Here is a 19,264-nt window from a genome sequence, read left to right as displayed (position 1 = left end):
CCCTCCCCGGTCTAAAGACACGGGGCTTCCACGCTCCCAAGAGGTTTACGTGAATGTTGAAGTTCGTTATGCACGCTCTTTTTTACAAGACTTAACTGCCTTAGACACGGATGCCTATTGGCGAGTTTATCAAATCGTTTTCGTCAAGTTTCCCCAAATTAATCGCTTACAAGAATTACCGGAATTTCGTGCGGTGGGTTCGACTGGTATTTTTTATCGATTCACCATCGATCGCTATTTAATCGGCCTAGAGATGACGGGCCAAATCGTCAAGTTTCTGAGAATTCTGCCTAAACCCCATGTTTAAGTTTTGAGAACTGTTGTAGAATATGTGCTGATAGATAAGGCTCTATCAATGAATTGCGGAAGGGTAAAAGCGGTTAAACCCTCATAGATGTTCTGGACTGGCAACTTGTACATAACGGGGAAACAGTGATTATGGATGCCATTACACTCTGGCAAAGATACCAAGACTGGCTGTACTACCACGAAGAAATAGGACTGTACCTCGATATCAGTCGGATTAGGTTTGATCAGGCTTTTCTGGAAGCCATGAAGCCCAAGTTTGACGGGGCATTTCGAGACATGGAAGCCCTCGAAGGTGGGGCGATCGCTAATCCAGATGAACAGCGAATGGTAGGCCATTATTGGCTGCGAAACCCGGAGTTAGCACCTACTCCCCAAATCAAACAGCAAATTATCGACACAGTTAACAAAATAGAAACCTTTGTCGCTAAAGTCCATAAGGGTGAGATTAAACCCCCCCAAGCCGAAAAATTTACAGATTTACTCTCCATTGGTATTGGAGGATCAGCCCTAGGACCACAATTTGTGGCTGATGCTTTAGCCCCAGATTACCCACTGATCAACATCCACTTTATTGATAATAGTGACCCCGATGGCATAGATCGGATTCTGCAACGACTAGGCGATCGCCTAAAGAGTACCCTAATCTTAGTAATTTCCAAATCCGGCGGCACCCCAGAACCCCGTAACGGCATGATGGAAGTTAAACAAGCCTTACTCAAGCAAAACCTCCACTTTCCCGATCAAGCGATCGCCACTACCCAAATCGGTAGTAAACTCTACCAAGAAGCCACCAGCCAAGGATGGTTGGAAACCTTCCCCATGGAAGACTGGATCGGTGGTCGCACCTCGGAAATGTCAGCCGTAGGACTACTTCCCGCCGCCCTACAAGGCATAGATATTCATGCCCTACTCCAAGGGGCTCAAACCATGGATATAGCCACCCGCCAACCCGACATCAAAACCAACCCCGCCGCCCTGCTGGCCCTATGTTGGTATGCCGTCGGAGGTGGCCGTGGTCAAAAAGATATGGTAATTCTCCCCTACAAGGACAGACTCATACTCTTGAGCCGTTATCTGCAACAATTAGTCATGGAATCCTTGGGAAAAGAAAAAGACCTAGATGGAAACATCGTCAACCAAGGTATCTCCGTCTACGGTAACAAAGGTTCCACAGACCAACACGCCTACGTCCAACAGCTTCGAGATGGGGTTCCTAACTTCTTCGCCACCTTTATCGAAGTCCTACGCGATCGCCAAGGACCATCCTCAGAAATCGAACCCGGAGTCACCGCCGGAGACTATCTCTCAGGCTTCCTACAAGGCACACGAGAGGCTCTATACGACAACCAACGAGACTCCATTACCGTAACTATTACCGAAGTAAATCCATACACTGTAGGCGCTCTAGTCGCTCTCTATGAACGTGCTGTCAGTCTATATGCTTCCCTAGTCAACATCAACGCCTATCACCAACCGGGAGTCGAAGCCGGGAAAAAAGCCGCCGCCCAGGTTCTAGAGTTACAACACCAAAGTTTACAAGCCTTACGCAGCCATAGCCAAGGTATTTCTATCTCCGACTTAGCCACCAAAATAGATGCCCAGGAACAGGTAGAAACCCTATATAAAATCCTGCGTCACCTAGCAGCTAATGACCGAGGAGTAGAATTGAGCGGAGACCCCAGTAAACCCGGCCAACTGATCGCCAAATGGCGCTAAACTTAACCCACTAGCGCCCAATCCATAATTCCTATTCACCCGGTCTTTCTCCCCCCACAGATCGGGTAAGTTTTCATTGGTGTAGCATGGGAGGGCAGGACATAACTAGGAGTGAAAGGAATGGCTGAGAACCTCTACATTGCTACCATTGAACCCGGGAGTGGCAAATCCCTAGTCGTACTCGGAATCATAGAATTGCTTTCCAAACGAATTCAAAAATTGGGATTTTTCCGTCCCATTATTCGTAGTCACACCACTCCTGACAGAGATATCCAATTAGTTCGCAGTCGCCTACACCAAGCCCTACCCTATGAATCTTACTATGCTCTCACCCACGAAGAAGCTCAAAATTTGATTGGTGAGGGTCGCTATGATGAAGTCATTAAGCAAGTCATCGAAAAATATAAAGCCGTTGAGCAAGATTGTGATTTTGTAGTCTGCGAGGGAACCGATTTTACTGATATCGCTTCCGCCTTCGAGTTTGATTTTAACGTCCGATTTGCTAACCACCTAGGTTGTCCCATTTTGATTGTAGCCAGCGGTAGCGGTAAAACCCCCAATCAATTAATGAGTGCCTTACTAGCCGAACGGGAAGCCTTTATTGAAGAAGGTTGCGCGATCGCCGCTACTGTAGTTAACCGTGTCGATAACCACAATGTTCCAGGAATTATGGAACAGTTGACAACTCTCTGGAAATTTCCAGATCCCCTATTTGTCATTCCAGAAGAACCCATTTTAGCTAAACCCACAGTCGCCGAAATTGCCCAGAAACTCGGCGGTCAACAAATCTATGGCCCATCCGACGATCGCCTTAACCGCGAGGTTTTTGATTTGCGCGTCGCCGCCATGCAAGTTCCCAATTTCCTCAAATACCTCAAAGAAGGTAGCCTAATTATTACCCCAGGCGATCGGGCTGATATTATTCTCGCCTGCGCCGTCGCCGCTACTTCCGAGAACTATCCTAATATTGCCGGAATTATTCTTAGTGGCGGTCTGGAACTACCAGCCACTATCCAAAGCCTCATCGATGGATGTCCCCATTGGGCAGTTCCCATGATCACAGTTAAGACTGATACCTACGAAACTGCCATGAATGTAGACCGGGTACATGGTGCTATTACCCCAGACAACGATCGCAAAATTGCCTCAGCTTTGGGGTTATTTGAAACTCATGTCAACTTGGGTCAAATTGAGGAGCGCATACAGGTTTCCCGTCCCTCTCGCATGACTCCGATCATGTTTGAGTATCAATTGATTCAAAGGGCTAAAGCTAATCGACAGCATATTGTTCTACCCGAAGGACGCGAAGATCGGATTTTACAAGCCGCTGAGATTTTGTGGCGGCGGGGAGTCGCAGATATTACCTTATTAGGTTCAGAAGCAGAAATTCGCGGACGTATTGCCGCCCTCGGTTTGAATTTATCCCAAGTCCAGATTATTGATCCGGCTAGATCCCCCTGGTATGAAGACTATGCTGAAACCTATTTTAATCTCCGTAAACATAAGGGTATTGCTAAAGACGGGGCCTATGATGTCATGCTCGATGTTAGCTATTTTGGTACCATGATGGTTTATAAGGGACACGCTGATGGTATGGTGTCGGGAGCAGTCCATACCACAGGTCACACGATCCGCCCCGCTTTGGAGTTTATTCGCACCATTCCCGGTACTTCTATTGTCTCTAGTGTCTTTTTAATGGGGTTGGAAGATCGGATTTTGGTTTATGGCGACTGTGCCGTAAATCCTAATCCTAATCCTCAACAATTGGCTGATATTGCTATCAGTTCCGCTTTGACTGCTCAAATGTTTGGCATTGAACCTAGGGTGGCTATGTTGTCTTATTCTACTGGAGAATCCGGACAGGGTGAGGATGTCGAAAAGGTTAAGCAAGCTACCATCATCGCTCGTCAACTGCGCCCCGACTTGAAAATTGAAGGCCCGATCCAGTATGATGCTGCTATTGATGAGAGTGTCGCTAAAACTAAGCTACCTGATAGCCAGGTGGCTGGTCGTGCCACGGTTTTTATTTTTCCCGATTTGAATACCGGGAATAATACTTACAAGGCTGTACAGCGATCAGCTAATGCTGTGGCGATCGGACCAATTTTGCAGGGATTGAAAAAACCCGTTAATGATTTGAGTCGCGGTTGCACCGTCACCGATATTGTTAATACAGTAGCAATTACTGCTATTCAAGCGAATCTAGGCACACATTGTCACTCCCATTAATTCCATAAACACTGGACATTGTAGCATCTCAGATAGAATACTGTTAATGGGTAAGACTCCATAATGGTGAGCCATCCTGGTTTCACCATAACAGAGTCTATGCTCTGATGTTTACCTTGTCAATGGCTTTGACCATGAATATACATACATTAACCAAAGACCTCCCTCGTCGAATAGTCCTTAGTTACGCTGTTATTGGCGCGGTCTGGATACTCATTTCTGATCAGGCTATAGAAACTATTATTGGTAATTATAGCCAGTTTACTTATCTGACTACTTTCAAAGGCTTAATATTTATGGCTATTACCAGCCTTTTATTATATCAGCTTCTCCAAAAATATCAGCGATCGCTTCAGGAAATGAACCATAAAATGGCATCCAAAAAAACCATGCAATTACTGATAATTTTAAGCAAAATTACCGAATATATTAAGTTACAAAAGCAACTGAGAAGCTACATTGAATATGACTCTTTGACTAAACTGCCTTGGCGGTCTTTCTTGTTAGATAAACTGGAGTCTTTATTAAAACAAACTCACCCATAAAATCATACATTTGCAGTTATTCACCTTGATGTTGTCCATTTCAAATCCATTAAATATACCCTGGGATATGAATTCTCATAACAGCTATTAATCGCTATCACTAACCGCCTGACTACCTATCTTCCTGATGCCGTCATGATTGCTAGAGTCGGTATGGCTGATGAGTTTATCATTCTCTGGGAACAGGTAGGAGACTTGGAATCAGCCCATCAAATTCTCAATTATATTAGCCATCTGTTTATTCAACCATTTAATCTCTCAGAACATGAACTTTTTAAACAGGTAAAAATGGGGTTGGCTTTGAGTTATGACTGTGGGGAAAATCCCGAATAAATGTTACAAGCAGCAGAATTAGCTGTGCATCAATGTCGCCGTTCCCCCAATACAAGTTATACGATATTTAATCACGAATTTAAAGCCTATGCTAGTCGTCAGCTAGAGTTGGATAATCAAATGAGACGAGACTTTAATGACCGTAAGTTTCAGCTTTATTATCAACCAATTTTCGGCGCTGAGACCCTCAAAATAGTCGGCTTTGAATCCCTGATTAGATGGTATAATAACACTCAGCTTATTTCTAACTTTGAATTTATTCCTTTGGCGGAAGAAACCGGTTTTATTATTCCCTTGGGAACCTGGGGATTTGGTCAGGCTTGTTGGCAATTTCAACAGTGGCGATCGCAATTTCCCCAGGTCGCCTCCATGTTTATTAACATTAATGTTTCCGTGATACAACTGATGCAGCCCAATTTATTAAGCCAAATTGATCATATCTTAAAAGTTACTGAAATTCCCCCCCCAACAAATTCAACTCGAAATTACCGAAACCGCCTTAATGAATAATGCCGAAGATATTACCGACATCTTAAAACAAATCAAATCCCGTAAAATTAACCTATGTATAGATGATTTTGGCACCGGGTATTCATCTTTAAGCTATCTCCACAATTTCCCCTTCGACACCATTAAGGTTGATAAATCATTTATTAGCGGTATGGAACGAGATCAGAAAAGTGTTGAAATTGTCAGAACGATCGCCTTAATGGCCAACTGTTTAGATATCAACTTAGTAGCTGAAGGGGTCGAAACCCAAGGTCAACTCAGACAACTACAAAACCTCAAATATCAAACCATCCAAGGATATCTACTCGCTCAACCCATGTCCGTAGCCGCACTCGAAGACTATCTCCAGCGCCAACATCATAATTGTTGAAAAGAAGCAGGTTAGAAGTTATCCCCTCACCAACCATCAAAAACTATGTATAATTAAGCCATCACAAAACTTGAGTTTAGGAAAATTTTATGGCCAAAGCAATTTGGAATGGGGTCGTTATTGCCGAAAGCAATAATTGTGAAGTCGTCGAAGGCAATCAATATTTCCCCCCAGACTCCATTAAAAAAGAATACTTCCGAAATAGCGACACCCACACCACCTGTGGCTGGAAGGGGGTCGCTAGTTACTATACCCTGGAGGTGGGAGGCGAAGTTAACAAAGATGCTGCTTGGTATTATCCTAGCCCATTACCCGCTGCCCAGAAGATCCAAGGTTATATCGCCTTCTGGAGAGGCGTAAAAGTCGAGGTTTAACTACCTCCGACTACCTGTTCATCAGATAACCAAGCTTCTCCTGCCTCTTGTAGGGCATCAATGACTGGCTTGATATTTCGTCCCCTAGGTGTGAGAGAATATTCTACCCTAGGGGGTATTTCTGGATAAACCTTCCTTTCTATCATACCATATTTTTCTAATTCCCTCAACCGAATTGTCAAGGTTTTCGTACTAATCGGAAGTGCTTCCTGTAGTTGATGAGTACGGCGGTTATCTATCAAAAGTTCCCGCAAAATTAAAAAAGACCACTTACTATTAATTCTATCCAATATATATTCTATAGGACAAGGCTGTTCGGTCTCAGTAGAGTTTTCCGAACTAGTTGACATTGGGCCTGCTTGGGAGTTTTCGCAATGTTTTGTAACTTTCATTTTAACAAATTTTAAGGTTTACTTTAGTGGTTACCAACCGCCACAGAAGTTTTAAACTTTTTTAATAAGCGGCTGTATTTCCATCATAGCAATATTTTTGTACTTTGGGTAACTAAGATAACTTTAGTAAACTATATTGTAATTTTTATAGAAAGTAATACTCTATAAACAGAGGGAAAAAAAACCCTCTGTGACGAAAAAAAATCTCAGCCTGTAGATCGACAGTCAAACCAAAATTAACTAAGTCTAAATGCTGAGTTTTGGAGCAATAAGGTTTGCCATACCTATTGCCAGATAGTCTATTTGCATGAAAATCAGAGTATCAGTAAGACTGAATATTCTGGAAGTGTAGAAAGATTTGGCTGTACTCTCTACCAGACTGTTATTCAAGTTTGGAGGAATTTCATAATGGTTGAAAATAAAGAAAAAGCATTCGTACTGTGGTTTGAGGAAGTAGGAATTGTCGATGTTCCATTAGTAGGTGGAAAAAACGCATCCCTAGGGGAGATGATCCAACAGCTAGGCTCCCAAGGGGTTAGCGTTCCCACAGGTTTTGCTACCACGGCCTATGCTTATCGCTACTTTATCGAAAAAGCGGGCTTAGAAGTCAAACTACGCGAACTGTTCTCGGATCTAGATGTAGAAGATATGCCCAACCTGCGGCAGCGGGGTAAGCAGGCTCGCGCTTTGATCCTAGATACCCCCTTCCCTCCAGAACTTGAAGAAGCAATTGTTAGTTATTACAGAAAACTGTGTGAACGTTACGGGACTTCAGCAGAATTCTGTGAGAAGTTCGATTCAGATTATAAGGAAGAATGCAAACGCTATGCCAGTGATATTGACGTAGCGGTGCGGTCTAGTGCTACAGCAGAAGACTTGCCTGATGCGAGTTTTGCAGGTCAGCAAGAAACATACTTAAACGTTTATGGGGAAGATACAGTCTTAAAATCTTGCCATAAGTGTTTTGCTTCCATCTTTACAGATCGGGCGATTTCCTACCGGACAATTAAAGGCTTTGATCACTTCGATGTTGCCTTGTCGGTGGGTGTACAGAAAATGGTTAGGTCTGACCTAGCTTCCTCCGGTGTCATGTTCTCAATTGACACAGAAACGGGCTTTAAGAATGCTGCCCTAGTGACAGCGGCCTATGGTTTAGGGGAAAACGTGGTACAAGGTGCAGTTAACCCTGATGAATACTTTGTATTCAAGCCTACTCTGAAACAAGGATTCCGTCCTATCCTAGAGAAGCGCTTAGGCACAAAAGAACTGAAGATGGTTTACGACATTGGTGGCACGAAACTCACCAAAAACGTAAGCGTCCCAGTTTCCGAACGCGAGAAGTTCTGTATTACAGATGATGAAATCCTGAAGCTGGCTGAATGGGCGGTTATCATCGAAAATCACTACTCAACAGTTCGTGGGTGCTATACACCTATGGATATTGAGTGGGCGAAAGATGGTGTCACGGGTGAACTGTTCATCGTCCAAGCACGTCCAGAAACGGTACAATCCCAAAAATCGGGCAGTGTCCTGCGGTCTTACAAACTCAACGGAACTAGCAACGTGCTATCTCGCGGTCGTGCAGTTGGCGAAATGATCGGTCAGGGTAAAGCACGGGTAATTATGGATGTTCACCGGATTGATGATTTCCAACCGGGAGAAGTATTAGTTACCAACAAGACTGACCCCGACTGGGAACCGATTATGAAGCGTTCCAGTGCTATTGTCACTAACGCTGGCGGTCGGACTTGTCACGCGGCGATTATTGCTCGTGAAATGGGTATTCCGGCGATCGTTGGTTGCGGAGATGCTACGGAAGTGGTCAAGACCGGACAAGACATTACAGTTTCCTGTTCGGAAGGGGAAGAAGGACGGGTGTATGAAGGGTTAGTGCCCTTTGATGTGAACGAAACTGTTCTGGACAACTTACCTAAGACCCGCACTCAAATTCTGATGAATGTGGGGAACCCAGAAGAAGCCTTTGGTTTGGCATCTATTCCCTGCGATGGTGTAGGTTTGGCTCGTCTTGAGTTTATTATCGCTAATCATATTAAGGCTCACCCCTTGGCGTTGCTCAAGTATGACCAACTGGAAGATGAATCAGTTAAGCGGGAAATTGGCGAACTGACCAAACTCTATGATCATAAGCCGGACTTCTTTGTTGATAAACTGGCTCATGGTATTGGCACGATCGCAGCGGCTTTCTATCCGAACCCAGTGATTGTGCGGATGTCGGACTTCAAGAGTAACGAATACGCCAACCTGTTAGGTGGTCGTCAGTTTGAACCCAAAGAAGAGAACCCGATGATCGGCTGGCGGGGTGCATCCCGTTACTACGACCCCAACTACCGGGAAGCCTACGGTCTGGAATGTGTGGCTCTGAAACGGGTGCGCGACGAAATGGGTCTGACCAATGTGGTGCCGATGATTCCTTTCTGTCGGACTCCTGATGAAGGCCGCAAGGTGTTGGCTGAAATGGAGAAATATGGCCTGAAACGGGGCGAAAACGGCCTCCAGGTTTATGTGATGTGCGAATTGCCGAGTAATGTCATCTTTGCTGATGAGTTCGCTCAAGTGTTCGATGGCTTCTCCATCGGCTCGAACGACTTGACCCAGTTAACTCTAGGCTTGGACCGTGACTCCGCACTGGTGGCTCATATCTTTGACGAACGCAATGAGGCGGTACGTCGGATGGTCACGATCGCCATCAAAGCAGCTAAGAAATATGGTCGCAAGATTGGTATTTGTGGTCAAGCGCCTAGTGACTATCCAGAGTTTGCTCGGTTCTTGGTTGAGTTGGGTATTGACTCGATGAGTTTGAACCCCGACTCTGTGATTAAGACCATCCTCGACATTGGCAAGATGGAAGAGTCTGGCGTTTTGGTTGATGATATCATGGAAGTCGCTCAGGCTAAATAGAGTTCCGTTTAGGATACTAAGTAACTTCTGAGTTCTAATTTAAAACTGCTCTGGTGAAACCGGGGCAGTTTTTTTCGCTCACCCACCCCAGGAGAAACCCGGTTTCTAGGAGAGTTTCTCTTTCCCCAAGGGATGGCTGGTGAGAAACCGGGTTTCTAAACTCTCACCCACCCCAGGAGAAACCCGGTTTCTAGGAGAGTTTCTCCTTCCCCAAGAGATGGCTGGTGAGAAACCGGGTTTCTAAACTCTCACCAACAGGTTGACAAAAAATCTAGGCGGTGATATGATGTGGAGGCTATTTCTAACCGAAAGTAACTCGGTTCTATGAATCGGTGAAAGAGAAATTAAAGACAGGTAAAGGGGTCATATTAAAGCTGTTTGTAGCCATCGGTTTAGCGATCGCCTGGATTTTACTAACAGCGACCCCTGCTTGATGTACGGAAAAGTCAACCTTAGCCAGAAAGATTATGCACTCCAACTGGGAACACATAATTCCACAAGCGCCGCCACCCCCAGGGGAAATCATAGAAGCATTAGAAGCCACGACGACAACACGGGAATTTTATCAGGAAGTCGAATATCGTGAGGACTTCGATCGCTATTGCCAGTGGTATTATGAGACAGCCAATCGCCACCGTCAAGAGATGCAGAAAATGCTAGGTGATTTTAACCTGCTGGGGTGGTTTTTGCGGGGTCGCCACTAAAGCTGCCGGGGTGAGGGACTCAAGAAACGGTCAACTGATGTCTCTTTGTCCCCAATAGTTCCCCAGATAGTTTCTAACTCTCCTCAATCACTTCTAACTCCTCCTCTCTGAAGTGAACCTTAAACTTGGGGTTAAACTGTACTATAACAGGCAGATTAGGGGTAATAGGTCTACCATTCCAGTCTGTTAGGATGGATACAATTTCCCCCTCCAATCCCTTAGCATCAGAAGGTTGATTGCGGTGTTCGGGATTGACATAGATAATCACTGACTCTTTGACGCGAACACGATCGCCGACTTTCATAAATTCCAACTCATGTATTTCGGTAAAAATGCCTACAGAAGTGGCTGCGATAGTTGTGCGACCACCCAGCGACACTCACTAGAACAGACAGTTTTTTATCTTGACATGAAATAGGCAAATCTCAAACTCCCGGCGGGGAAAATCACAGTTCCCGATCGCCTGAAATCATCGATAATTGGGGATTTCCGGGAATTATTCGGGTCAGTGGGGAAGCGGGAGGGACTACCTAAGACCCTTGACATTTTGCCAGAAAAGTGGACCAATCTTGGTTCAGCTTCTGGGGGTATATTTTAAGATACAATTGGGCAGGTGTTTTGTGAAAATTGGGGAAATTCATGGAATCATATTCACTACCAACAGAAGTAATTTTAACCGAGCCGCGTAAGTCCCTAGGAAATGTGTGTTTTGATTGGACTCCCCAACCTGGCCATTATTTGGTTTTAGAGGGTCAAACCTATGCAGTTTTGGAACGCCGACACCGTTATCATTTAAAATCAGGTCGTTACCGCCTAAGTAAAATTGCTCTATATGTACAGTCGGCTGAAGAACCCCAGGAGAAGAGTTTAGTCAATGGACATTGGGTAATAGGGGATGCTAGTTGTCGGTTTAATGCGCGATCGGAGTTATTTCGCTGTGCGGTAAATCCCCAGGGACCCTGCGATCGATGTCGCTTTTATGAGTCCCTGGAAGAAACACCCCCCGGATAATGACGGCGAAATCAGAAGCGGTCAAAAACGGAGACTATCCCGCAAATAAATTCAGGTCTGCTTGATATTCCTGTGGGGATATTAAACGCCATTTTTGGTCTTCCATCAACTCTAAAACGTGGTGATGATATTGCAGTAAACTCATCCGGTGTCCGACACTAACGTAAGTAGTGTTCATCTGGTTGAGTTTTTGATACAGCAACTCCTCATTTTTCATATCAAGGGCGCTGGTAGCTTCATCAAGGATAGCATAGCGAGGTTGAGTGAGCAACAGACGAGCAAAGGCGAGGCGTTGCTGTTCTCCGAGGGAGAGAACATTAGCCCAATCCAATTCTACATCAAAGCTACCAACACGATCGCTTAAATCACCCAGATTAACGAGTTTCAAAACGGATTCTAATTCGGTGTCGTCGATGTTTAGATGGGAGTTAGGATAGAGTAATTGTTCTCGCAGGGTTCCCAGAATCATATAAGGACGCTGGGGGAGAAATAGCATTTCGCTAAGTTCCGGACGCACTAGCACCCCAGTTCCCGATCGCCATAAACCCGCGATTCCTCGTAATAGGGAACTTTTCCCTACTCCACTTTGACCAACAATTAATAAACCCTCACCGGGTGCTAACTCTAGGGATAAATCCCGCACCAATGTTTTCTGATAGTTAGGAGTTTCTAAGGTGAGATTTTTCACCGCCAAAGGAGAGTCTATCATGAGGTCAATTTGAGGTTTCCCTGTGGGGGTGCGATCGCTCACTTCCAGGGCTTCGGAGAACCCAGTCAAACGATTAATACCCGCCGCAAATCTACTCAAGGGTTCAATTTGACTGACCACAATCGAAAAAGCGCTTAACACTTGAGAAAAGGCAAAACCCGCCTGGGTAATATCTCCAAATCTGATTTGTTCGGCAAAATACAGAGGAGCCATAATCAGAGAGGGTAAAATAATCACAAGATAGCGATACCCAGTAGTGAAATAATCTACATTTCTCTGCCAACCAATCAGGAGGTTAAAATTATTAAAGGCTTGGAAAAACCTATTTTTAACCTGCTGAGATTCGCGGTTTTCTCCCTGATAAAAGGCGATAGATTCGGCATTGTCGCGGACATGGACTAAACCATAACGGAAATTTGCCTCCAGTTTAAGCTGATTAAAATTGAGGGTAATTAAGCGCCGACCTAATAAGACTGTGACCCCTGTACCAAATACGGCATAAATTAACAGGAACAGGGACAATTGTTTAGAAATAGACCACAGAATACCCGTGAAGGAAATTACATCAATTACCGCGCCTAAAATAATCAGTAAAAATCGGAGGCTAGTAATCGTAAAAGCCCGAATATCCTCAGAGATACGTTGGTCAGGGTTATCAATATCTTTATGGGAGTCTATTTCATAGTAGGAGCGATTCTGAAAATAATTATCCAGAAATCGATTAGTTAACCATTTCCTCCAATAGTTACCGAGGCGATCGCGTGTGTAACCATAGAGAACCACGATGGGAGTACCCACGACAAAGACACCAGCATAAACAAACAGAAACCGCCAAAATTCCTCCTCATTTCTCTCTGAGAGAGCGGTCATAAAAAAGTTTCCCACATAGCTAATAATGACATTTAAGCCACTAACAGCCAAAGAAATAAATAGCAGGACACTCAAAAAAGCCCAAGGTTGCCAGCGAGTCAACCATTGACGGCGATACCAGTAGAATACCATGGCGGGTACAAGCAGCATCAAAGCCACGACTATAATAGAGGGAGAATAAATCACCCCTTGTATAGTTTCCAATAAGCCGGGAGCGATGCGATTAAAAAACTCAGGAAACAGCAGTTGACTAGCGAAAGTAACGGCGGTGACCAACACAAAAGCGACCCCAAACAAGAAAACCAGCAGCAGCAACATCAATAACAAAAAAACCCTGCCACTACCAGGTCCTAGGGGATAAAAAAACGGTTGTGCGATGCTGAGAAATCGTCTCCAAAGTTGACTATCAAATCGATTCATCTGTTAATGCTAGACCAATTATTGAACTTGAATGGGATAACCCGGGAGCCATACCCAGATTAGGCAAGAAGGTCAAAGCACAATGGAGGGAAGGCCGGTTAAACTTATAGGTGATAACGACCAAAAGTAGATCTACAAGGTTTCTGACTTTTACCCAAAAAGTTTATAACAAAAACCTGGAATTACTCTATCATACAGAACAATAATTTCCGATAAAGTTGCAATAGAGGAAGTTAACCCGGCGGGCGCTATTATCCTGAATGGTTAGGTTCAGCGAACAATCAGGGATATATTTGACCCTGTCATTGTAAACTATAAAACTGATTGTTCAATGTGGAAGGAGTATTAACCCAATCATGTCTAACACCTATAGGGTGGAGATTCACCACGAGGGCCAAATTCACGAGATTGATGTGCCGTCGGATAAGTATATCCTGCAAGTAGCGGAAGAGGCGGGGTTTAGTTTACCAAATTCCTGCAATGCTGGAGTTTGCACTACCTGTGCTGCTAAAATCCTGGAAGGAGAAGTTGATCAGAGTGAGGGTATGGGGTTGAGCCCCGATCTGCAAGCACAGGGCTATGTATTGCTGTGTATAGCCCATCCGCGCTCAGATTTGAAGGTGGAAACCGGAAAGGAAGAAGAGGTCTATCAGCGCCAATTTGGTGCAAGTTCATAGGATTTTTGAATTGACGAGAAATGACTACCCACTTTATTACTGCTGAAATAGATTTAACTGAATCCCCAAAGGCTTTACAAGAAGCGATCGCCACCGAATTAGAAAGCCGGGGCGAACCCCTGCGCTGGGCGATTACCAAGGTGGATACTGACCGCCAAATCGCCCATGTAGAAGCAGTTGTCACGACAGGCGACCATCCCGGTCAGCCTCAATAGACAATCATGGCTCGCCCCTTTACTGTGGTAATGATAGTCCCTACTGGAATAGGGGCGGATTTGGGTGGCTATGCGGGGGATGCCTTACCCATTGCTCGATCGCTATCTGGAGTCTGTGATAGGTTAATCACCCATCCCAACGTCCTTAACGGCGCTCAGTTGTACTGGCCTATACCTAATGCCCTCTATGTGGAAGGATATGCGCTAGACCAAATGGCGGCGGGGTGTTGGGGACTCCAACCCGTCCACAGTAACCGAGTGGGACTATTACTCGATCGCGGTATGGAACCAGAATTGCAACTGCGACACCTACAGGCGGCGGATGGCGCTAGAGCGACTCTGGGCATCAATATGACTGATTATGTCATTACCGATGCTCCCCTCAACGTAGAGCTAAGAATAGCCCCCTCTGGTGCTTCTTGGGGAACCATTGGCAACCCAGATAGTTTACTGCGGGGGGCAAAACAGTTGATCGATAAAGCGGGAGCGGAAGCGATCGCAGTGGTGGCTAGATTTCCCGATGATGAAGGCAGTGTGGCTCTCAGCCAGTATCGACAGGGACAGGGTGTTGATCCTCTCGCTGGAGCGGAGGCTATTATTAGCCATCTCATTGTCCGACATTTTCGCATCCCCTGCGCCCACGCTCCCGCTCTGTTACCTTTACCCCTAGACCCCCATTTATCACCCCGTTCGGCGGCGGAAGAAATAGGCTATACATTCCTTCCCTGTGTATTAGCCGGGTTGAGTCGTGCGCCCCAATATGTCCAGTCTCGGTTGACAGCACCTGATAGCATCTGGGCTAATCAAGTTGATGCGGTGGTAGTTCCAGAAACGGCCTGTGGTGGTAGTGCTATCCTGAGTTTTGCTAATAGTGCCAAACTGATGATCACCGTAGCCGAAAATCGCACCACTATGGCAACCCCCCCAGAGGCGATCGGTATTAAGACCGTCCCGGTAAAATCATATTTAGAGGCGATCGGAGTTTTGGTAACATGGCGACAGGGAGTTAATCATCAAGCCCTCAGACCAAATCTAACAACTCTCAACCGACTGCACACCCCTTAACAGAACCATACTCCAGCCCTAATATCATCGTGGAAAAAATCCCCAATCAGCCAGAATTTGAATCCTTTACCCGTACCCAAATTTTAATCGCCATGGGGGGGACAGCCCTATTGTTGCTAGTCATTGCTAAAGTCGTGTCTTTCTTTGGTGATTTTTATATCTTACCTGTGGAAATCACCACTTTGGGCATAATTCAAGGATTAGCGATCGGTGTAGGAATTACTGGGGCTAGTGCAATTCTCTATCGTCTTTGGCCGGCTTATAGTCGCAGTGCCGATATTTATTTAAAACTAATTCTCACCCCCTTAATCTGGCCAGATTTAATTTGGTTGGGATTGCTTCCCGGTCTCAGTGAAGAGTTACTATTTCGGGGTGTAATTTTCGCAGCCATTGGGTTGAATCCCCTGGGTTTAGTCGTTTCCAGCATCTTTTTTGGCTTACTCCATTTCAGCGGTTCTCAACAGTGGCCTTACATTATTTGGGCTACCCTAGTGGGAGTAATTTTAGGCTATAGTGCCTTAGCTACAGGCAACCTTGTCGTGCCCATTGTGGCTCACATTTTTACTAATTTTATATCCGGTTTTCTCTGGAAGTTTAAATATATCGGCAGTTCCCATACCTAAAACATTCATCAACCCCCTAATCATAATCAATCTCTGTTCCTCCAGCCACCCGGTCAGCATAAATATCTCAGCGGTGGACATATACAAGTTATTTATGCGATAATCTCCCTAGGGTCACGTCAATAAGCACATCAGTCTTAACCAAATCACAGGAATATGAGTAATCTTACCCATTCATCCCCTGATAACAACCAATCTTTCACGGAGTTAGATATTCCCCTGGAACGAGATATTTTTCTCCGTACCTTAATCAGAGAACTCGCTGGGACACTGGAAAACGTTGTCGGCTTACAAGAAGCATCCGGTTTTATCAGCGTTGTCGGTCAGTCAATGGGTAGAGCCATTGAGCAAGATTATAAATCAGCCCTGCAACTTTCTCAACTCTCCCGTTCACAAGTCGCTCAAGTGTTGGTAGACCTCAAGCGACGCATTAACGGCGATTTTTATGTCATTGAAGAAGACGACGAAAAAATAGTTTTTGGGAATCGAGTTTGTCCCTTTGGAGATAAGGTCTTAAATCGTCCTTCTATGTGTATGATGACCTCTAATGTATTTGGGTCAATTGCTGCGGATAATCTCGGTTATGCGAAAGTAGAATTACAGGAAACTATTGCTCAAGGTCATTCAGGCTGTCGAGTAGTTGTGTATCTTCAACAGACGGAAGATGCCGAAGATGCCGAAGGTCGGGAGTATTTTGGAATATAAGAAAGATGACACCGGAACAGTTTTTAGAGGTGGCTTCTGTATTGCCAGAGCCGTTAATTTTGGCTACAGTTAGCGGTGATATTTTGGCAGCAAATCGTCCGGTTGCTAAACTTCTTAATTGTCGCAGTAAAGACCTACGAGGTAAGAATTTATTAGAAATTGTTGAAAACCCCCATGATTCAGTTCTTGAATATTTAAAAACCTGCGCCAGAAATCGTCAATTCTCCTTCGGTTCCTTAAATTTTATCCTCCCCAATGATGAGCATTTAAGCTGTCGTGCGGAGGGTGCGGTAATTCAACCAGCTTCCCATGAATCTCCGGCTTTGATTTTACTGCGTTTACAAAATAGTGCAGCCGCCAATTTAGATTTTGCCGTCTTAAATCAAAAAATTGATCAACTCAGCCAAGAAATTCACCATCGGAAACAAGCCGAAGCCGCATTATCCCTGAAAAACCAGGAATTAGAAGAGGCATTTCGTCAATTAAAAAATACTCAACTTCAGTTAATACAAACGGAAAAAATGTCCAGTCTCGGTCAATTAGTAGCCGGGATAGCTCATGAAATTAATAACCCGGTTACCTTTATTGATGGCAATTTGGTTCATGCTGAAGAATATATTGAGACTTTATTGCAGCTAGTCCAAATGTATGAAACAGCATATCCAGACTCATCGCCAGAAATTGAAGAGTTTAAAGCAGAAATAGATCTGGATTTTGTGGTAGAGGATTTAGAGAATTTGTTAGATTCCATGCGTAAAGGGACTCAACGGATTTTAAAGATTGTTAAATCCCTACGCAATTTCTCGCGGTTGGATGAGTCGGGGTGCAAAGCGGTGGATATTCACGAAGGTATTGAAAGCACTTTAGTGATTTTACGCGATCGCTTAGAAACTTCCTTACAATCTGGTAAAATCGAGGTAATCCGAGACTATGGAAACTTACCTTTAATAGAATGTTATCCAGGTCAACTTAATCAGGTATTTATGAACTTGATTAGTAATGCGATCGATGCTTTAGTAGAATCCGACCAAAAACCACCCCCAGACCGCAACTCCCCACATTATAGCCAAATTATAATTTCTACCCAACTCATTGATCACAAGTCTATTAGGATTTCCATTAAAGATAATGGCTCAGGAATTTGTGACCAAGTTTGTCCTCACATTTTTAACCCGTTTTTTACGACCAAACCTGTCGGGAAAGGTACGGGATTAGGGTTATCAATTAGTTATCAGATTATCACCCAACTGCATCAAGGTCAATTGATTTGTCGGTCAACCCCCCACCAAGGAACAGAATTGGGAGTAGAGATTCCTATTCATCAAACCCCCGTTAAAAGTAGCAGGTCAGACCCAGAAAGGTTGGTAGAGGTTGACATTTTGGATATGGCTCAAAAAACCTAGGTGGTGCTGGTGCGTCAGAATATATCCATCTGGGTGGGTTTGGATATGGTCGCTTCTGACGCTACGGGAATGTAGGCTTAAATGTTGCCGTAGACGGGAATAGCAGCACCGCGTAGGTCTTTGGCGGCTTCTGAAGCTAAGAAGCAGATCACCTCTCCTAGAGATTGGGGTGTTACCCATTGGTGAGCGTTATCACTACCCATGGCTTCGCGGTTGCTGGGGGTGTCAATGACGCTGGGAAGCACACAGTTGGCGGTGATATTGGTGTTTTTGGTTTCATCTGCGATCGCTTTAGTTAAAGCCACTACCGCCGCCTTAGAAGCACAGTAAGCCGCTAATTGTCCGGCTGGGTCTATAGCACCACGACTCCCTACCGTCACGATTCTACCGTAGTTATTTTGTCGCATTTTAGCTAGGCTGTGCTTGCATACAAGGAATGTGGTATTTAAGTTAAGGTCTATGTCTTGTTTCCAGCTATCATAGCTATATTCGTGGGTAGCCCCCATGGAGAAACCCCCCACTAGATGAATCAGAACATCAACCCGACCCATATCATTAATCAGTTTACTAACCGCGTTTTCGTCCGTGAGATCGACCGCCACAAACCGAATTTGCTCAAAGTCCGTCGGGGAAAGGATACCTTTAAGGCGATCGACTTCTGCTTCACTGCGATAGGGTATCGTGACCTTAGCTTTTTGGTTAAGCACTAGGGGGGTCACTCCTAAACCTAGTCCCCCAGTTCCGCCAGTGATTAGTACCTGTTTATTATTCATCTGGATAATTGATAATCGGCTTTCAATTAACTTTAATGGTTTTCTGGTTGCAGATCTAGGCTCATACAAATCTTGGCGGTGGCTAAAAACCCCATCCTAGGGCAGGGAAAATTTACCATAGACCTCTGATTATACCATATATAGTGGCACTGTTTCCCATTATCCTAGGATACGTCAAGTTAGGAGATTTGTCAAGAGGAATTATGATAAATGTGTAACAATTATTAATTGTTAATGGCGGGGGCGCGCCTCCCCTGTAAATTCTGAATTACTCACGACTTTATGAATAAAGCCGCCCGGTGCTACAGATTAGCAGCTTGCCAATCTGGGTAGGTGAGATTATACGAACAGCACTGGAGCATGAAAACCTTGTCTCAAGAGAGCAAGGATGA

The 19,264-nt window shown here is 44.7% G+C and carries 20 protein-coding genes and 1 pseudogene; 16 read left to right on the top strand and 5 right to left on the bottom strand.

Going from position 1 to position 19,264, the window contains the following annotated elements:
• From P5683_RS15455 to P5683_RS15420, 7 genes and pseudogenes are all read left to right on the top strand, one after another.
• Positions 1 to 307: hypothetical protein (locus tag P5683_RS15455; RefSeq protein WP_368664116.1), on the top strand; the 307-nt coding region annotated here is incomplete at its 5' end.
• Between the two features lie 131 nt (positions 308 to 438).
• Positions 439 to 2,025, top strand: a complete 1,587-nt coding sequence (locus P5683_RS15450) for a glucose-6-phosphate isomerase (RefSeq protein ID WP_006668847.1) — start codon at positions 439 to 441, stop codon at positions 2,023 to 2,025.
• Positions 2,026 to 2,145: 120 nt separating this feature from the next.
• Positions 2,146 to 4,254: a phosphate acetyltransferase gene (pta, locus tag P5683_RS15445; protein ID WP_006621858.1), complete on the top strand. Its 2,109-nt coding sequence runs from the start codon at positions 2,146 to 2,148 to the stop codon at positions 4,252 to 4,254.
• 107 nt (positions 4,255 to 4,361) lie between these two features.
• Positions 4,362 to 4,799 carry a hypothetical protein gene (locus tag P5683_RS15440; RefSeq protein ID WP_006621859.1) on the top strand — a complete coding sequence of 146 codons (438 nt, stop codon included), beginning with the start codon at positions 4,362 to 4,364 and terminating at the stop codon, positions 4,797 to 4,799.
• Between the two features lie 135 nt (positions 4,800 to 4,934).
• Positions 4,935 to 5,132: a hypothetical protein gene (locus P5683_RS15435; protein ID WP_006621860.1), complete on the top strand. Its 198-nt coding sequence runs from the start codon at positions 4,935 to 4,937 to the stop codon at positions 5,130 to 5,132.
• Positions 5,133 to 6,012, top strand: a pseudogene (locus P5683_RS26465) (putative bifunctional diguanylate cyclase/phosphodiesterase).
• Positions 6,013 to 6,101: 89 nt separating this feature from the next.
• A complete protein-coding gene (locus tag P5683_RS15420) occupies positions 6,102 to 6,386 on the top strand; it encodes a DUF427 domain-containing protein (protein ID WP_006621862.1) in 285 nt (94 codons plus the stop codon).
• Here the strand turns inward: P5683_RS15420 and P5683_RS15415 are convergent.
• Entirely contained in the window at positions 6,383 to 6,736 is a 354-nt protein-coding gene (locus P5683_RS15415) for a helix-turn-helix domain-containing protein (RefSeq protein WP_006668853.1), read from the bottom strand. The two genes, P5683_RS15420 and P5683_RS15415, sit on opposite strands and share 4 nt — an antisense overlap.
• Positions 6,737 to 7,186: 450 nt before the next feature.
• On the opposite strand from P5683_RS15415, the gene ppsA reads away from it, so the two are divergent.
• On the top strand, positions 7,187 to 9,697 hold the full coding sequence (ppsA, locus tag P5683_RS15410) for a phosphoenolpyruvate synthase (RefSeq protein ID WP_006621864.1): 2,511 nt from the start codon (positions 7,187 to 7,189) through the stop codon (positions 9,695 to 9,697).
• A 467-nt stretch (positions 9,698 to 10,164) separates the two neighbouring features.
• Positions 10,165 to 10,401, top strand: a complete 237-nt coding sequence (locus P5683_RS15405; protein WP_006621868.1) for a hypothetical protein — start codon at positions 10,165 to 10,167, stop codon at positions 10,399 to 10,401.
• A 73-nt stretch (positions 10,402 to 10,474) separates the two neighbouring features.
• On the opposite strand, the gene P5683_RS15400 is transcribed toward P5683_RS15405, so the two are convergent.
• On the bottom strand, positions 10,475 to 10,780 hold the full coding sequence (locus P5683_RS15400) for a ferredoxin-thioredoxin reductase variable chain (RefSeq protein WP_006668855.1): 306 nt from the start codon (positions 10,778 to 10,780) through the stop codon (positions 10,475 to 10,477).
• A gap of 20 nt (positions 10,781 to 10,800) precedes the next feature.
• Complete coding sequence (locus tag P5683_RS15395) at positions 10,801 to 10,947, bottom strand: hypothetical protein (RefSeq protein ID WP_155839094.1); 147 nt, start codon at positions 10,945 to 10,947, stop codon at positions 10,801 to 10,803.
• A gap of 93 nt (positions 10,948 to 11,040) precedes the next feature.
• Here P5683_RS15395 and P5683_RS15390 point away from each other — a divergent pair, with 93 nt between their 5' ends.
• Entirely contained in the window at positions 11,041 to 11,412 is a 372-nt protein-coding gene (locus tag P5683_RS15390; RefSeq protein ID WP_006621870.1) for a DUF6464 family protein, read from the top strand.
• A 34-nt stretch (positions 11,413 to 11,446) separates the two neighbouring features.
• On the opposite strand, the gene P5683_RS15385 is transcribed toward P5683_RS15390, so the two are convergent.
• Positions 11,447 to 13,411 carry an ABC transporter ATP-binding protein/permease gene (locus tag P5683_RS15385; protein WP_187758448.1) on the bottom strand — a complete coding sequence of 655 codons (1,965 nt, stop codon included), beginning with the start codon at positions 13,409 to 13,411 and terminating at the stop codon, positions 11,447 to 11,449.
• A 356-nt stretch (positions 13,412 to 13,767) separates the two neighbouring features.
• Here P5683_RS15385 and P5683_RS15380 point away from each other — a divergent pair, with 356 nt between their 5' ends.
• The 6 genes from P5683_RS15380 (at position 13,768) to P5683_RS15355 (ending at position 18,099) form a co-directional block, all read left to right on the top strand.
• Complete coding sequence (locus P5683_RS15380; protein ID WP_006668859.1) at positions 13,768 to 14,088, top strand: 2Fe-2S iron-sulfur cluster-binding protein; 321 nt, start codon at positions 13,768 to 13,770, stop codon at positions 14,086 to 14,088.
• A 20-nt stretch (positions 14,089 to 14,108) separates the two neighbouring features.
• A complete protein-coding gene (locus P5683_RS15375) occupies positions 14,109 to 14,303 on the top strand; it encodes a hypothetical protein (protein ID WP_006621873.1) in 195 nt (64 codons plus the stop codon).
• Positions 14,304 to 14,309: 6 nt separating this feature from the next.
• Complete coding sequence (locus P5683_RS15370) at positions 14,310 to 15,368, top strand: DUF3326 domain-containing protein (protein WP_006621874.1); 1,059 nt, start codon at positions 14,310 to 14,312, stop codon at positions 15,366 to 15,368.
• A 29-nt stretch (positions 15,369 to 15,397) separates the two neighbouring features.
• Positions 15,398 to 15,991, top strand: a complete 594-nt coding sequence (locus P5683_RS15365; RefSeq protein ID WP_006621875.1) for a CPBP family intramembrane glutamic endopeptidase — start codon at positions 15,398 to 15,400, stop codon at positions 15,989 to 15,991.
• A gap of 156 nt (positions 15,992 to 16,147) precedes the next feature.
• Complete coding sequence (locus tag P5683_RS15360) at positions 16,148 to 16,696, top strand: methanogen output domain 1-containing protein (RefSeq protein ID WP_006621876.1); 549 nt, start codon at positions 16,148 to 16,150, stop codon at positions 16,694 to 16,696.
• 5 nt (positions 16,697 to 16,701) lie between these two features.
• Positions 16,702 to 18,099 (top strand): ATP-binding protein, encoded by a 1,398-nt coding sequence (locus tag P5683_RS15355; protein ID WP_006621877.1) that lies wholly within the window; start codon positions 16,702 to 16,704, stop codon positions 18,097 to 18,099.
• Between the two features lie 77 nt (positions 18,100 to 18,176).
• Here P5683_RS15355 and fabG read toward each other — a convergent pair whose 3' ends face one another.
• Positions 18,177 to 18,872 (bottom strand): 3-oxoacyl-ACP reductase FabG, encoded by a 696-nt coding sequence (fabG, locus tag P5683_RS15350; RefSeq protein WP_006621878.1) that lies wholly within the window; start codon positions 18,870 to 18,872, stop codon positions 18,177 to 18,179.
• Between the last annotated feature and the right edge of the window lie 392 nt (positions 18,873 to 19,264).

The sequence above is a fragment of the Limnospira sp. PMC 1279.21 genome (assembly GCF_032349615.1).
In the GTDB taxonomy this organism is placed as follows: domain Bacteria; phylum Cyanobacteriota; class Cyanobacteriia; order Cyanobacteriales; family Microcoleaceae; genus Limnospira; species Limnospira fusiformis.
The sequence above is the reverse complement of the archived record's forward strand: the minus strand, read 5'-3'. Positions and strand labels throughout refer to the sequence as shown.